The organism is Streptomyces toyocaensis (genome assembly GCF_000725125.1).
Classification (GTDB): domain Bacteria; phylum Actinomycetota; class Actinomycetes; order Streptomycetales; family Streptomycetaceae; genus Streptomyces; species Streptomyces toyocaensis.
The window spans coordinates 154,712-169,618 of record NZ_JFCB01000013.1 but is presented as its reverse complement, the minus strand read 5'-3'; the positions used below and the strand labels follow the sequence as shown (position 1 = coordinate 169,618).

At 73.4% G+C, this 14,907-nt stretch carries 4 protein-coding genes; 1 reads left to right on the top strand and 3 read right to left on the bottom strand.

Annotated features, from left to right (window positions below):
- The 3 genes from BU52_RS16565 to BU52_RS16555 form a co-directional block, all read right to left on the bottom strand.
- On the bottom strand, positions 1–4,271 hold a 4,271-nt coding region (locus BU52_RS16565; protein WP_051858308.1), incomplete at its 3' end, for a non-ribosomal peptide synthetase.
- Positions 4,268–7,555, bottom strand: a complete 3,288-nt coding sequence (locus BU52_RS16560) for a non-ribosomal peptide synthetase (RefSeq protein ID WP_051858306.1) — start codon at positions 7,553–7,555, stop codon at positions 4,268–4,270. The genes BU52_RS16560 and BU52_RS16565, both read right to left, overlap by 4 nt.
- A complete protein-coding gene (locus BU52_RS16555) occupies positions 7,552–14,247 on the bottom strand; it encodes a non-ribosomal peptide synthetase (RefSeq protein WP_051858303.1) in 6,696 nt (2,231 codons plus the stop codon). The genes BU52_RS16560 and BU52_RS16555 overlap by 4 nt, the downstream gene beginning before the upstream one ends.
- 278 nt (positions 14,248–14,525) lie before the next feature.
- On the opposite strand from BU52_RS16555, the gene BU52_RS32810 reads away from it, so the two are divergent.
- Entirely contained in the window at positions 14,526–14,903 is a 378-nt protein-coding gene (locus BU52_RS32810) for a MurR/RpiR family transcriptional regulator (protein ID WP_051858301.1), read from the top strand.
- Positions 14,904–14,907: the final 4 nt, after the last annotated feature.

Here is a 14,907-nt window from a genome sequence, read left to right as displayed (position 1 = left end):
TGCACGGCGATGAACATGACCTGGAACAGCGGGCTGCGGGCGAGGTCCCGGTCGGGCCGCAGTTCCTCGACGAGCTTTTCGAAGGGCAGGTCGGCGTGCGCGTAGGCGTCCAGGCAGGTCTCCCGGATCCGGGCCAGCAGTTCCGCCACGGTGGGGTCGCCGCCGAGGTCCGTGCGCAGCACCAGGTTGTTGGTGAGGTAGCCGACCAGGTTTTCCAGCTCCGGACGGGTGCGGTTGTCGACGGGCGAGCCGATCGCGAAGTCGTCCTGGCCGCTCCAGCGGGACAGCACGAGCGCGTAGCCGGCCAGCAGCACCATGAACAGCGTCGCGTCGTGTCGCTCGGCCAGTTCGGTGAGCCGGCGCGTCAGGCCGGGCGGCAGGTCGAGGGTCGCGGTGGCGCCGGTGTACCGGGGGGTGGCGGGCCGGGGGGCGTCGGTGGGCAGGTCGAGCACGGGCAGGCCGTCGAGGCGTTCGCGCCAGTGCTCGATCTGGCGGGACGGTTCCGGGCCCGTCAGCCACTCCTGCTGCCAGTGGGCGTAGTCGCCGTACTGGAGGGGCGGGCCCGGCAGGCGGGGCCGGTCGCCGGTGTGCAGGGCCGTGCAGGCGGCGGCCAGTTCCCTGGTCAGTACGTCGATGGTGAGCCGGTCGCACACCGAGTGGTGGACGACGAGTTGCAGGATGTGCTCTTCGGGGGCGAGCCGCAGCAGCACGATCCGGGCCAGCGGCGGTGCCGCCAGGTCGAAGGGTGCCTCGGCGCGCTCGCGCAGGACCCGCGGCGCGTCACCGGGCCGGGCGGTGAGGTCGACCAGTTCGAGCAGTGGCGCGGGGTCGGGGTGGACGACTTGGACCGGTTCGTCGCCCGTGACGGTGAAGGAGGTGCGCAGGGTCTCGTGGCGGCGGGCGAGGAGTTCGGTGGCGGCGCGCAGCGCGTCGGTGTCCAGCGGGCCGTCGAGGCGCTGCGCGCCGTGCATGACGTACGCGGAGGCGCTGTCCGGGTCGAGCTGGTGCAGGAACCACACGCGGCGCTGCTGGAACGACGCGGGCAGCAGACAGGCTCCGGCGTGCGGTCCGGACCGCTCCGGGTCGCGGGGCAGGGCGGGGACGGCCGCGGTGGCCGCGGTGGTTTCGTCCGGCGCGGGGAGCACGGCCGCGAGGTCGGCGAGCACGGGGTTCCGGAAGACGGTGCGCACGGGCAGGTCGATGCCGAGCCGGGCACGCAGCCGGGCCGTGACCCGGGAGGCGAGCAGGGAGTGGCCGCCGAGAGCGAAGAAGTCGTCGTGGACACCTGCCTTGTCGATGCCGAGGACGTCGCACCACACCTGTGCGACCTCCCGCTCCGCGTGGGTGCGCGGGGGCTCGTAGGAGAGGTGCGCCAGTGCGGTGGTGTCGGGGGCGGGCAGTGCGGAACGGTCCACCTTGCGGTTGGCGGTCAGCGGCAGGGCGTCCAGGACGGTGAAGACGGCGGGCACCATGGGGGCGGGCAGGGCTTCGGCGGCACGGGCGCGCACCTCGGTGACGGTCTCCTCCTCCCCCGCGTCGTCCCGGAGGACCAGATAGGCGGCGAGCCGTGGGTTCCCGGGGGTGTCCTCGCGTACGTGAGCGACGGCCTCCCGGACCACCGGGTGCGCGGTAAGCACGGACTCGATCTCACCGAGTTCGATGCGGAAGCCGCGCAGCTTGACCTGGAAGTCGGCGCGGCCGAGGAACTCCAGACGCCCGTCGGCCCGGTACCTGGCGAGGTCACCGGTGCGGTACCAGCGGCCGTCGGGGCGGTCGGTGAAGCGTTCACCGGTCAGCTCGGGGCGGTCCAGGTAGCCGTCCGCCAGTCCGGCGCCGCCGATCCACAGCTCGCCGGGGGTGCCGAGCGGGCGCGGTGACCCGTCCGGTCCGGCGAGGCGTACGACGGTGTTGGCCAAGGGACGGCCCAGGGGCACCGGGTCCTCCTCGCCCCGGACGCGGTGCGCCGTGGACCACACGGTCGTCTCGCTGGGCCCGTACATGTTCCACACGGCGGCCCCGGTCGCGGCCAGGTCCGCCGCGAGGTCGGGCGGCATGGCCTCGCCGCCGCACAGGGCGGTGAACGTCGGCGTCGCCGGACGCCACCCCGCCTCCAGGAGCAGCCGGAAAGTGGTGGGCGTGGCCTGCAGCGCGGTGGCGGCGCAGTCCCGCAGCCGGGCGGCGAGGCGTTCCCCGTCGGCCGCCTCGTCGGCGGGGACGATCTCCACCCGGGCGCCGGTGACCAGGGGCAGGAACAGTTCGAGGGCGGCGATGTCGAAGGAGACGGTGGTGACCGCGGCCAGCACGTCGTCGGCGCGCAGGCCGGGTTCGCGGGCCGTGGCATGCAGGAGGTTGGTCAGGGCACGGTGCGGGACGACGACGCCCTTGGGCCGGCCGGTGGAGCCGGAGGTGTAGACGACGTAGGCGGGATCCCCGGGCCCGGGGAGGCCGGGCAGTTCGGCGCGGGGCGGGGGGTCCGCCGGGGTGTCCAGCAGAATCGGCGGGACGCCGTCGGCCGGGAGGCTCTCGTGCAGGGCGCGGGTCGTCAGCAGGGCGCGGGGCCCTGCGTCGTCGAGGACGAGGCGGATGCGGGCGGCCGGGTGGGCGGAGTCGAGGGGAACGTAGGCGGCGCCCGCCCGGAGGACGCCGAGGAGGGCGGCGACGAGTTCGGGGCCGCGCGGCAGGGCGACGGCGACGCGCGAGCCCCGGGTTACGCCGGCCGCGACGAGCCGGGCGGCGATCTCGTCGGCGCGGGCTCGCAGTTGCGCGTAGGTCAGGGCCAGGGGCCCGCTGGTGACGGCGACGCGGCCGGGATGTGCGGCGCAGCGGGCGGTGAACTCCTCCGGCACGGTGGTGTCGGGCACGGGCCGCACCGGACCTGTTCCCCACTCCCGCAGCAGGCGCTCCTCCTCGGGGGAGGCCAGCGGCAGTTCGGACATCCGCAGCCGCGGCCGGCGTACGGCGGCGCCGAGCAGGCGCCGGTAGTGGTCGAGGAGGCGTTCGGCGGTGGTCCGGTCGAACAGGTCGGTGTCGTACTCCAGTACGACCCGCATGGCTTCTCCTTGCGGGACGAGCGCGAAGAACAGGTCGAACTTGGCGGCGCCGGTGTCGGTGCGCAGCATCTCCAGGCGAGGCAGGCCGGGCTCGTCGGTCTCGGGCATGGGGACGTTGCCGAAGACGAACATCACCTGGAACAGCGGGCTGCGTGACAGGTCCCGGGTCGGCGCCAGGCGTTCCACGAGCCGTTCGAACGGCACGTCGGCGTGTGCGTAGGCGTCCAGGCAGGTGCCGCGGACGCGGTCGAGGAGCCGCTCGAAGGACGGGTCGCCGGTCAGGTCGGTGCGCAGCACCAGGTTGTTGACGAAGAAGCCGATGAGGTCCTGGACCTCGGGGCGGTTCCGTCCGGCGACGGGTGTGCCGATCGGTATGTCCTCCTGGCCGCTCCAGCGGTGCAGGACGGCACTGAACGCGGCCAGGGCGGTCATGAACGGGGTGGCACCGTGCGCCCTGCTCACCTCGCCCAGATCCCGCACCACGTCGGCGGGCAGTTCGCCGGTGACGGTGGAGCCGCGGTGGGCCCGTGCGGCGGGCCGGGGCCGGTCGGTGGGCAGGTCCAGGACGGGCACTTCCCACAGCCTGCGCGTCCAGTGGTCGAGTTCGGCCCGTTCCCGGGGGTCTCCGGCGCGCTCCCGTTGCCAGACGGCGAAGTCGCCGTACTGGATGGGCAGTTCGGGCAGTTCCGGCTTCCGGCCACCGGCGATGGCCTGGTAGGAGGTGATGAGGTCGCGCAGGAAGACGCTGCCGGACCACTGGTCGTAGACCGCGTGGTGGAAGGCGATCACGAGGGCGTGGTCGTCCGGCCCCAGGGCGACCAGGGCCGTGCGGAACAGCGGGGCGCTGTCCAGCCGGAACGGGCCCAGTACCCGGTCGCGCAGGACGGTGTCGAGGTCGTCGGGGCGGTCGGTGAGGTCGATCCGGGTGAGCGGCACGGTCAGGTGCGGCCGGATCGCCTGCACCGGTTCCCCGTCGGCCTCGGTCAGTGCGGTGCGCAGGGTCTCGTGGCGCTCGACCAGGGTGTTCAGGGCTCGGTGGAGCGCGGTCGCGTCGAGCGGGCCGCGCATCCGGACGGCCACGTGCTCCACGTGCGCGGCGGCACCGTCGGGTTCCAGTTGCTCCAGCAGCCACAGCCGGTGCTGCCCGGGGGAACAGGGCATCAGGTAGGCGTCGTCGGCGCCGCAGATGGGGGCGTCCGCGGCGGGCGTCTCCCGGGTCATGCCGCGTCACCTCCCCGCGCGGTGTTCCGGGTGACGCGGGCGCGGCGCTTGATGGGGGCGTCCGCGGCCGGGGCCGCCGCCGGCTCACCGGCCGTCGCGGCCTGGGGGGTGGCCGGGGTGGCAGCGGTCAGGTCGGCCGCCATGGCCGCCACGGTGGGCCGGTCGAAGACCAGCCGGACGGGGACCTCGACGCCGAGGGCGGCCGACGCCCCGAAGGCGACGCGGGTGGCGAGCAGCGAGTGGCCGCCCAGGGCGAAGAAGTCGTCGTGCACACCGACCCGCTCCACGCCCAGCACCTCCGTCCACACCCGGACGAGGGCCTCCTCCCGTTCGTCGCGGGGCGCGACATAGGCGGCGGCGAGGTCGGGGCGTGCCCCGCCGGGCGCGGGCAGGGCTGCGCGGTCGATCTTGCCGTTGACGGTGAGCGGCAGGTCGTCCAGCCGGACCACCGCCGAGGGGACCATGTGCTCGGGCAGGTGGGCGCGCACGAACTCGCGCAGCCGCTCGGTGGGGTCGTCCTCGTCGCCGGTGACGACGTACGCGACCAGCCGCCGGTCGCCGGGGCTGTCCTCGCGGGCGACAACGACCGCGTCGCGCACGGTGTCGTCCTCGCGCAGGACGGCCTCGATCTCCCCGGGCTCGATGCGGTAGCCGCGGATCTTGACCTGCCGGTCGGCCCGGCCGAGGAATTCGAGGTCGCCGTTCTCCAGGTAGCGGGCCAGGTCGCCGGAGCGGTAGAGGCGGGCGCCGGGGTCGTCGGAGAACGGGTCCAGCAGGAAGCGCTCCGCGGTCAGCTCGGGGAGGTTCTGGTAGCCCCGGGCGACGGCGGGCCCGCCCACGTACATCTCTCCGCCGACCCCGACGGGCGCCGGCCTGCCGTGCCGGTCGAGGACGTGGACGGACACGTCGGGCAGCGGCCGGCCGATGTTGTTGGGGATCTCGCCGGTGAGGTCGGCCGTGGTGACGCGGTGGTAGGTGCAGTGCACGGTGACCTCGGTGATGCCGTACATGTTGATGAGGTGCGGGCTGTCGGTGCCGAACCGTTCGGCCCACGGCTTCAGCACGGGCGCGTCCAGCGGCTCACCGGCGAAGACGACGTAGCGGAGCGGGGGCTGCTCGTCGTCCCCGGCGTTCAGCGCCACCGCCATGTAGGGGCGGAAGGCCGACGGGGTCTGGCTGAACACGGTGACGCCGTGCGCGCGCAGCAGGGCGTGCAGGGCCTCCGGGGAGCGGGCCTCCTCGCGCGGTACGACGGCCAGGGTGGCGCCGTTGCAGAAGGCCCCCCAGGTCTCGAACACCGAGACGTCGAAGGCGTACGAGTGGAACATGCTCCACACGTCGTCCGGCCGGAAGTCGAAGCGCGTCCCGGCCCCGGCGACCAGCCGGGCCACGTTGCGGTGCGTCACCACGACGCCCTTGGGGCGGCCCGTGGAGCCGGAGGTGTAGATCAGGTACGCCGGTGAGTCCGGGCCGGCCTGCTGTGCGGGCGGCTCGTCACCGAGTGCGTCGAGGGCGGTGGCGTCCGCGTCCAGGTCCACGCGCGGGCCGTCGAAGTCCGGCACGCGGTCGCGGCCTGGGGCGTGCGTGACCAGGGCGCACGCCCCGGCGTCGCGCAGCGTGCAGGCGAGGCGGTCGGCGGGGTGGGTCAGGTCGAGCGGGACGTAGGCGGCGCCGGACTTGAGGACGCCGAGGACGGCGACCAGCATGTCCGTGGACCGTTCCATCACCAGGCCGACAGTGCTGCCGACGCCGGCGCCGAGATCGGTGAGACGCCGGGCGAGGCGGTTGGCGCGGCGGTCGAGTTCGCCGTAGGACAGCCGGTCCTCGCCGCAGACGACGGCCGGCTTGTCGGGGTGGCTGCGGGCCCGCTCGGCGAAGATCTCGTGCAGGGTGCCGGTCACCGGTACGGGTTCGGTGGCGGTGAACCCGGCCAGTTGCGCGCGTTCGGAGTCCGGGAGCACCGGGATCTCCCCCAGGCGCCGGTTCGGGTCGTCGATGATCGCCGTGAGGACGGTGTAGAAGTGGTCGACGAGCCGCTGGGCGGCGCTGTCCGGGAAACGGGTGCGGTCGTAGACCAGGCGCGGCACCGGCAGCCGCTCACCCGGCATGATGATCATGGTGATCGGGAAGTGCGGGCGCCCGTCGTAGGTGGACTCGCCGATCTCCACGTTGTGCAGCGTCATGTCCGGCACGGGCACGTTCTCGTAGGCCAGGTCCATGTCGAACAGCGGGGTGCTGCCGGGCAGGTCGGCGAGGCGGCGCAGCTCGGGCAGAGCGATGTCGGCGTTCTCCCGGGCCTCCGCCATCTCCTGCTGGAGGGCCTGCAGCCAGCCGACGAGCTGCGCGTCGGGGTCCACCTGGGCGCGCACCGGCATGGTGGCCAGCATCGGGCCCATGATCTGCTCGGCGCCCGGCAGCCCGGCCGGGCGCTGGGTGCCGGTGGAACCGGCGATCACGTCGTCGCGGTCCAGGTAGCGGCTGAGCAGCAGCATCCAGGCACCCTGCGCGATGGTGTTCACGGTCAGTCCGTGCACGCGGGCCACCTCGCCGAGGCGCGGCACCAGGGCGACGAGGTCACGGTCGGGCAGCATGCCGTGGCTGGGCTCGCCGGGGCCGGGCGGCCTGCGGTCGATGCTGCCCAGTTCCAAGGGCCGCTGCGGAGGCTCGTACCCGGCGAGGTGGCGGGTCCAGAACTTCTCCGCCTGCTCGGTGCTGCGCTTCTTCCACCAGGCGACGTAGCCCTGGTAGGGGCGCGGGCGTTCCAGGACGGGCTCACGCCCCTGGGCGAGGGCGTTGTAGAGCTGGGTCAGCTCGTAGAAACACAGGCCGAACGACCAGCCGTCCAGCAGCAGATGGGAGAAGCTCCAGAAGAACTTCCAGGTGTCGTCGGCGGTGCGCAGCAGCGCGGTCCGCATCAACGGGGGCTTGTCGAAGGCGAAACCGCGCATGCGGTCCTCGAGCGCGAACCTCTCGTAGCGGGCCTCCTGTTCCTCCGGCGCGGCGTCCCGCCAGTCCAGTTCGGGCATGTCGAGCGGGACCGTGCGATGCACCACCTGGAGCGCCTTGCCGACGCCCTCCCAGTGGAAACTGGTGCGCAGCACGGGGTGGCGGTCGACGATGGTCTGCCAGCAGCGGCGGAAGACGGCCACGTCGAGTTCGCCGCGCAGGGTGAGGGTGATCTGCTCCAGGTACACGCCGGCGCCCGGAGTGAACAGATTGTGGAAGAGGAGCCCCTCCTGGACGGAGGAGAGTTCGTAGACGTCCTCGATGCCGTCGAGCCTCATCGGTTCACCTCGTGGTCGGTGCCGTCGTTCGGGGAGAAGCCGTCGCCGTGGGGGCCCGTCTGGTCGTCCAGGGCGGCGGTCAGGGCGGCGAGTGCCGCCTGGTCGAGATCGGCGAGCGGGAAGTCGCTGGGGCTGACCGCGCCGTTGTCCGTCGCCGCGCAGTGGTCGGCGACGGTGCGCAGCGCCCCGGCGGTACGGCCGGCCAGGTCCTCGGCCAGGGCACGGGCCGCCTCGCCCCGGCAGGCCCAGTCGATGTGCCAGCGGCCGTCGAGGCGGTAGGTCGTGACGACGAGCGGATGGCCGGGTGCGGTTCCGGGGTCCCACACGGGTGGCGCCACCGGACCGTCCGGAGTGAAGGGGTGTCCCACGTGGGGCAGTTCGGCCAGCTCGTCGAGGTCCCGCAGCAGCAGGAGCGAGGTCGCGTCGCCCGTGCAGAGCGTCTCGTCGCGCACGGCCGCGCGCAGGCGTTCCTTGGCGGCGGTCAGCAGCGCCTTGGTCTTGCCGGGCGCGTGCCGTTCGAGCGCCACCGGCAGGATCCGGGAGAAGGCGCCGACGCTCTCGCTGACGTCCAGTTCCGCCAGGTTCAGCGGCCGGGCGTCGTCCTCCACGGCGAAGCGCAGGCCGTGGCGGCCGGTGGCCTCGAAGGCGGCGCAGGCGAGGGCGGCGAAGGCGACCTCGCGGCCGGTGAGCCGGTACGCCGCCGCGGCCGTGCCCAGCAGACGCTCGGCCTCGTCGCGGTCCAGCACGATGCTGAACCGGTGGACCCGCTCACCGGAGGACGCCGGGGCGAGCAGGGGTTCCTCGCTCGCGGCGGGAGCGTCCTGCGTGTGGGCGGCGGCCTCGCGGGCCCACCTGGGGAACGGGCGTGTCGGCGGGAGCAGGTCGGCCGGGCGGCCGTCGCGGATCAGCTCGGCGCCTGCGGAGAAGTCGCTCAGCAGCAGTTGGACGCTGCGCAGGTCGGTGACCAGCGCGTGACAGAGCCAGACGAGCCGGCGGTCGTCCGGGCCGAGGTCGAACAGGGCCGCCTTGACCGTGAGCCCGATCGACGGGTCCAGCTCGTCCCGCATGTCGTCGGCCATCTGCTCCACGGCCGTCTCCCGCCGCTCCTCCGGGAGGGCGGACAGATCGATCAGCGGTACGTACGTCGCCGGGTCGGCGGTGTCCTCGGCCCGGCCCTGTTCGGTCTGGTGCCATCCCTGCGGGCCATGCACGAACCGCATGCGCAGCCCCGGGTGCCGACGCCGCAACAGCGTGAGCAGTTCCTCGGCCCGCTCGGGTGCGAAGTCGGCGGCGACCGCGATGGTGAACCGGTGGGCCGCCGTGGGCGTCTCCGGGGCCGCCAGTTCGAACAGGTGCCGTTGGTAGGGCGTGAGCGGCAGCGTCTCGTCGTCCCCGGCCTCCACTCCGGCCGCCCGCTCGTCGACGACGGCGGCCAGCTCGGCGATCGTGCGGTGCCGGAAGAGGTCCGCGGCCGTGATGTCCATGCCCTGCGCACCGGCGCGGGAGACCATCTGGACACCCATGATCGAGTCGCCGCCGAGGGTGAAGAAGTCGGCATGCGGGTCGATCCCGTCGATGCCGATGATCTCCGCGGCCAGTTCGCTCAGCGCGACGGCGGTGGGACCGAGGGAGTCTGCGCGGGCGGCCTGCGGCGCGGGAGCGGCGGCCGTGGGGGCGGGGAGGGCGGTGCGGTCGACTTTGCCGTTGGCGGACAGTGGTATCTCGTCGATGACCTTCAGGACCGGGGGCACCATGTAGGAGGGCAGGTGCTGTCCGGCGTGCGCCCGGACCCGTTCCAGCAACTCCGTCTCGTCGGCGGACTCTTCGGCCACGACGTAGCCGACGAGGCGGCGATGGTGACGAGCGCCGGGTGCGGCGGCGACAGCGGCGCGCACTCCCTCGCACCCGGCCAGCGCGGCCTCGATCTCCCCGAGCTCGATACGGAACCCGCCGACCTTGACCTGGAAGTCCTCCCGGCCCAGGAACTCGATGTCCCCCGACGGCAGCCACCGCCCCACATCCCCGGTCCGGTACAACCGCTCCTCCGTCACCGGATGCGTCACGAACGACGCCGCCGTGCGCTCCGGATCCCGCCAGTACCCATCGGCCAGACCCGCCCCGGCGATGAACAGCTCCCCCGCCACCCACACCGGGCACTCACGCCACTGCGCGTCGAGCACGTGGAACCGCTGATTACGCAACGGCCGCCCATACGGAATCGACTCCCACCGCGGGTCCACCTCACCGACGGGATAAGCGATCGACCAGATACCCGCCTCGGTCGCCCCGCCCAGGCTCACGACCTGCGCGCCCGGCGCCGCCGCCCGGACCCGGTCCGGCAACTCCACCGGGATCCAGTCCCCCGACAACAACACCAGCTTCAGCGGGAGTTCCCCAGTGTCACCGGTGTGCTCGATGAACATGCCCATCAGCGCGGGCACCGAGTTCCACACCGTCACCCCGTGCTCCGTCACCAGCTCCTGCCAGTGCCCCGGGTCACGCCCCGACCCCGCACGCGGCAACACCAACGTCCCACCCGCCCCCAGCACACCGAACACGTCGAACACCGACAGGTCGAAGCTCAGCGACGACAACCCCAGCACCACGTCCGACGAACCCACCCCGAACCGCTCACAGACCTCCACACACGTGTTCAACGCCGCCCGGTGCGACACCGCCACACCCTTCGGCACCCCCGTCGAACCCGACGTATAGATCACATACGCCAGACCACCCCCGTCACCCGCCACCCCCGGCACCGGCCCCTCGACGACCGGCCCGCTGAGATCCACCAACTCCTCGGTGATCCCGTCCGGCCAGTCGAGGGGGACCTCACGGCCCGAGGTGAGCACGACACCACAACCAGAACGCTTCATCAGGGAGTGCCGCCGCTCACTGGGCAGTTCCGGGTCGACGGGCAGATACGCACCGCCCGCCATCAGCACACCCAGCACCGCGACGATCTGCTCACGGCTCTTGCCGACCGACACCGCCACCAGCTCGCCCGGCGTCACACCCCGCGCCAGCAGCCGCCGCGCCACCGCCGCGGCCCACAGCCTCAACTCCCCATACGTCAGCGTCCCGTCAGCCGCGACCACCGCCACCTTCCCCGGCCACTCCACCGCACGCTCCAGCAACCCCGTATGCAGCAACCCCTCCGGAACCGCACCCGCGGTGTCGTTCGCGCCCGCGGCCAGGGCGCGCTGCTTCACCGGCCGCAGCTCGCCGGGTCCCGACTCCCACAACTCCTCGTCGAAGACGAGCCCTTCCAGCACCCGGCAGTACGCGGCGAACATCTCGTCCACCAGGCCCGCCGGGAACAGGTCCTCGACGTGGTCCCAGTTGAACGACAGTCCGTCGGCTTCCTCCCAGACCTGGTGGTCCAACAGCACCTGGGGCGTCTGCGAGATGCCGAAGGCCCACTCACCGAGCCAGTCCACGGGCAGGTCGGGGTCACCGCCCGGGACCTGGCCGCGGGCGCCGGCGAACACGACCGGCGAGAACAGGCCGCCCGCCGAGGGGCGGCGCCGGGCCAGGTCGCGCAGGACCCGCACCCCGCTGTAGGCGCGGTGCTCGAGGTCGGACCACAAGCGCAGCTGGATCTCGGTGGCCAGCCGGCCGATGCCCTTGTCCGCCTCGCCGAGGTCGACCTCCAGAAGGGTCACCGAGGTGAAGTCACCGATGATCGTGTCCACTTCGGGGTGGACGCGGTGGCGGTTGAAGGTGGGGAGGTTCAGGGTGAACCGCCGGCTGCGGGACCAGCGGCCCAGCACCGTCGCGTAGACGGCAAGCAGCACCGCGGCGGGCGTCAGGCCCCGGGTGGCGGCGCGGCGGCGCAGTTCATCCCAGGTGTCCGTGTCGAGCCGGTGCCGCAGACGCCGGAACCGATGGCCGGCGCGTGGTTCGACGGCTACGGCCAGGGGCAGTTCCGGACCCGCGGGCAGGGTGTCGAGGCGCTCGCTCCAATAGGCCCGTGCCGCCTCCAGGGCCGCGCCGCCGGAGTCCTGTCGCGTGGCGAGGACGTAGTCGCGGAAGGTCAGGCCCAGTGGTGGCAGGGCCTCGTCGCGGCCCTCGTACAGACACTGCCACTCGCGGAAGAACAGCCGCAGGCTCCAGACGTCGAAGACGAGCAGGTCCAGTCCCACGTGCACCCGGCAGCGGTCCCCGTCCAGGACGGTGGCCCTGATGTCCATGAGGGGCGCCCGGCCGGTCGGCAGGACGTCGTGGGACATCTCCTCCCGTACGGTGTCCAGGCGTCGGCTCACCTCCTCGACGGGCCTGCCCCGCAGGTCGTACTCGGTGAGGTGGCCGGCGGCCACCATTTCGGGCGGCAGGACGCGCTGGCTGCCGTCGGCGCCGAACACCGCGCGCAGCATGTCGTGCCGGACCACCAGGCGGTCCAGGGCGTCCCCCAGCCGGGAGGTGTCGAGTCCGACGGCGTCGAACTCGGCGTAAAAGTGGGTGGCGACGCCGCCGAGCGGGAACTCCGGGTCGCGGCCGGCCAGGTACGCCTGCTGCAGGTCGGTCAGCGGGAAGGGCTGGTAGCGGTCCTGGGGCGCGGCGGTGACCGGTGCGGTGGCCGGTGCGGACGGCTTGTCGGTGCGGGTGGGGAGTCGTTGCAGCAGGGCGTCCACGAGGGCCGGGAGGGTGCTGCCGCCGAGCAGGGACAGGGGCAGCAGCACGCCCAGTTCGCGGTGGAGCAGGGCCCGCAGCTCCATGGTGCGCAGGGAGTCCATGCCGAGGTGCAGCAGGGTTCGGTCGGCCTCGGTGTCGTCCGGGGTCCGGTTCAGGATGCCGGCCAGGAGCAGGCGAAGCCGGTCCACGAGTACGTCGTGGCGGGCGTCGCCTGGTGCCTCGTCCAGCGCGTCGGCGAGGGCCGGGAGGGCGGAGTGGCCGGGGGTACCGGAGTGGTCCGGGTCCGGTACCGGGGTGGCGTCTGCCCGGGCGCGTACGGAGAGCTCGCCGTTGAGGTAGGCCGTGCGGCAGGCGGCTCGCCGTACCTTGCCACTGGCCGTCTTCGGGATGAGGTGGGCGGGCACCAGGACGAGGTCGTGCACCTCCACGTCGTGCCCGGCGGTGACGGCCCGGGCCAGGTCGTTCGCCAGGGCCGTGAGGTCGCCGACGGCCTCGGCGGTGGCGTCGTCGATGCCCTGCACCACCACGAGGCGCTCCTGCTCCTCCTCCTCGACGGAGAAGGCCGCAGCGGCCAGGCCGGTCAGCCGGTGTTCCGCCTGCCGACAGGACAGTTCGATGTCCTGCGGATGGAGATTGCGGCCCCGGATGATGACGAGTTCCTTCAAGCGCCCGCACACGACGAGTTCACCCTCGTGCAGGAAGCCCAGGTCGCCGGTACGCAGGTAGCGCCGTCCGCCGTCGGTGAGCATGCCGTGGAAGGTGGCGGCGGTCTCCTCCGTCCGGCGCCAGTAGCCGTCCATGACGACCGGTCCGGTGATCCACAGCTCGCCCACCCGTCCGGCGGGGCACGGCCGGCGGGTCTCCGGGGTGACGATGAGCAGTTCGGCTCCGGGGCCGGGGGAACCGCAGCCCACCAGCGTCTGGGCGCGGGCAGTGTCCTCGCGGGCCGGTTCGACGCTGCCCCGCTCCAGGGCTGCCGCGTCGACGTCGATACTGACGGGGGGTTCGCTGCTCCGGTGGCCGGTGACGATCAGCATGGTCTCGGTCAGGCCGTAGGCGGGGAACCAGGCTTCGGGGCGGAACCCGTACGGGGTGAAGGTGTCGGTGAACTCGGTGAGGGTGCGCGACCGGATCCGTTCGGCGCCGATGAGGGCGGTCTGCCACCGGGACAGGTCAAGGCCTGCGCAGTCCGCCTCGTCGGCGGCGGCGACGCAGCGTTCGTAGCCGAAGGGGGCGCCGCCGCTGAGCACGGGCGCGTCGGCGGCGGTGATGGCGCGCAGCCAGCGCAGCGGGTCGTCGACGAAGTCGCCAGGCTGGATCAGGGTGGCGCAGCCGCCGACGTAAGCGGCGAGCAGGGCGCTTCCGAAGCCGAGTGCGTGGTGGGCGGGGAGCCAGTTGACGACGTGGCCGCCGTCGGGCAGCGCGGTGCGTTCCCGTTGCAGTTCCAGTGTGGCCCTCAGCCGCTCGTGCGGGACCACCACGCCCTTGGGGCGCGAGGTGGACCCGGAGGTGTACAGCAGCAGCGCCGTGTCCGTCGGGCGCAGGGCGGAGGTCGGCGGGGGCGGCGCCGACTCCGGCACATCGTCGACGCACCGCCATGCCAGGGGCGCGGTTGTCCGGCGCTGCCACAGGGACCGGCAGGCCTCGCTCACCGGCCGGGTGGTGACGACGGCGCAAACCTCCGCGTCGACGGCGATCTCCGCGAGCCGCAGGACCCGGTCCGGGTCGGTTCCGGCGGCCGGCGGGACGGGGACGGCGGCGGCGCCGAGGTGCCAGGCGGCCAGACAGGCGGCGAACAGGTCCGGGCCTCCGTCGAGCAGCACCAGCACCCGGTCGCCGGGTTCGACGCGGTCGGCGAGCGCGGCGGCCACGGCGTACGACCGTGCCATCAGCGCTCCACGGGTCACGGCGGCCGTCCGGTCGGCGGCATGCTGCTCCTGGGCCGGCCGTACCATGCGCAGTACCTCGCGGTCGGCGTCCCGCTCGCCCAGGGAGCGCAGCACGTCGGGCGGCAGCGGCGCGTTCCTGACCGATCGGCGTCGCACGGTGTGAGTCATGTCAGTTCCCCTCGCAGCGGTGCGCGCCGAGGTCGCCGTCGGCACGCGGTACCGGTGGTTCACGGTTGCAGCAGGCGCCGCTTGCTCCCAGGCTCGTCCGGTCCACCCGACCGGGGCCGTGGGGGCCCTGCCCGACGGGTGTGCCGGACGAGGTACCGGATCGGGTACTGCCGCCGTGCCGGATGGGGCGCCCACGTCGACGGAACGCGCCCTCAGCCAGTTGAGGCCGGACGGGGCACGGACGGTGAAGTACGGTTGCCTGCTAGGGGGCTACCGGGGTGCACGCGGGGCTGCAGGGGGTGCGGAGGCGGCTGCGCAGCGACATGAGTCGTTTCAGCCGCAGCGAGCGGCGGATCGCGCGGCTGCTGCTGGAGGGCCCCGCGACCGGCACGGACACCGTCTCCTTGCTCGCGCGGCGGGCCGGGGTGAGCGCACCCACCGTGGTCCGCTTCGCCCTCCGGTGCGGCTTCGCCGGATGGATCGAGCTGCGCGACGCGCTGCGGGCCGAGACCTTTGAGGGCGCCCGGCGCGGTGGCGGACGGCGTCCGTCCCGCCGCGCGTGGTCTGCAGCGCTCCGGACGCCCGCCGCCAACCGCCCCACGCCGGCATGGCCCGTGCGGCGGCGCCCCTGGCGGAGAGCACCCGGGAGACTCTGACGTC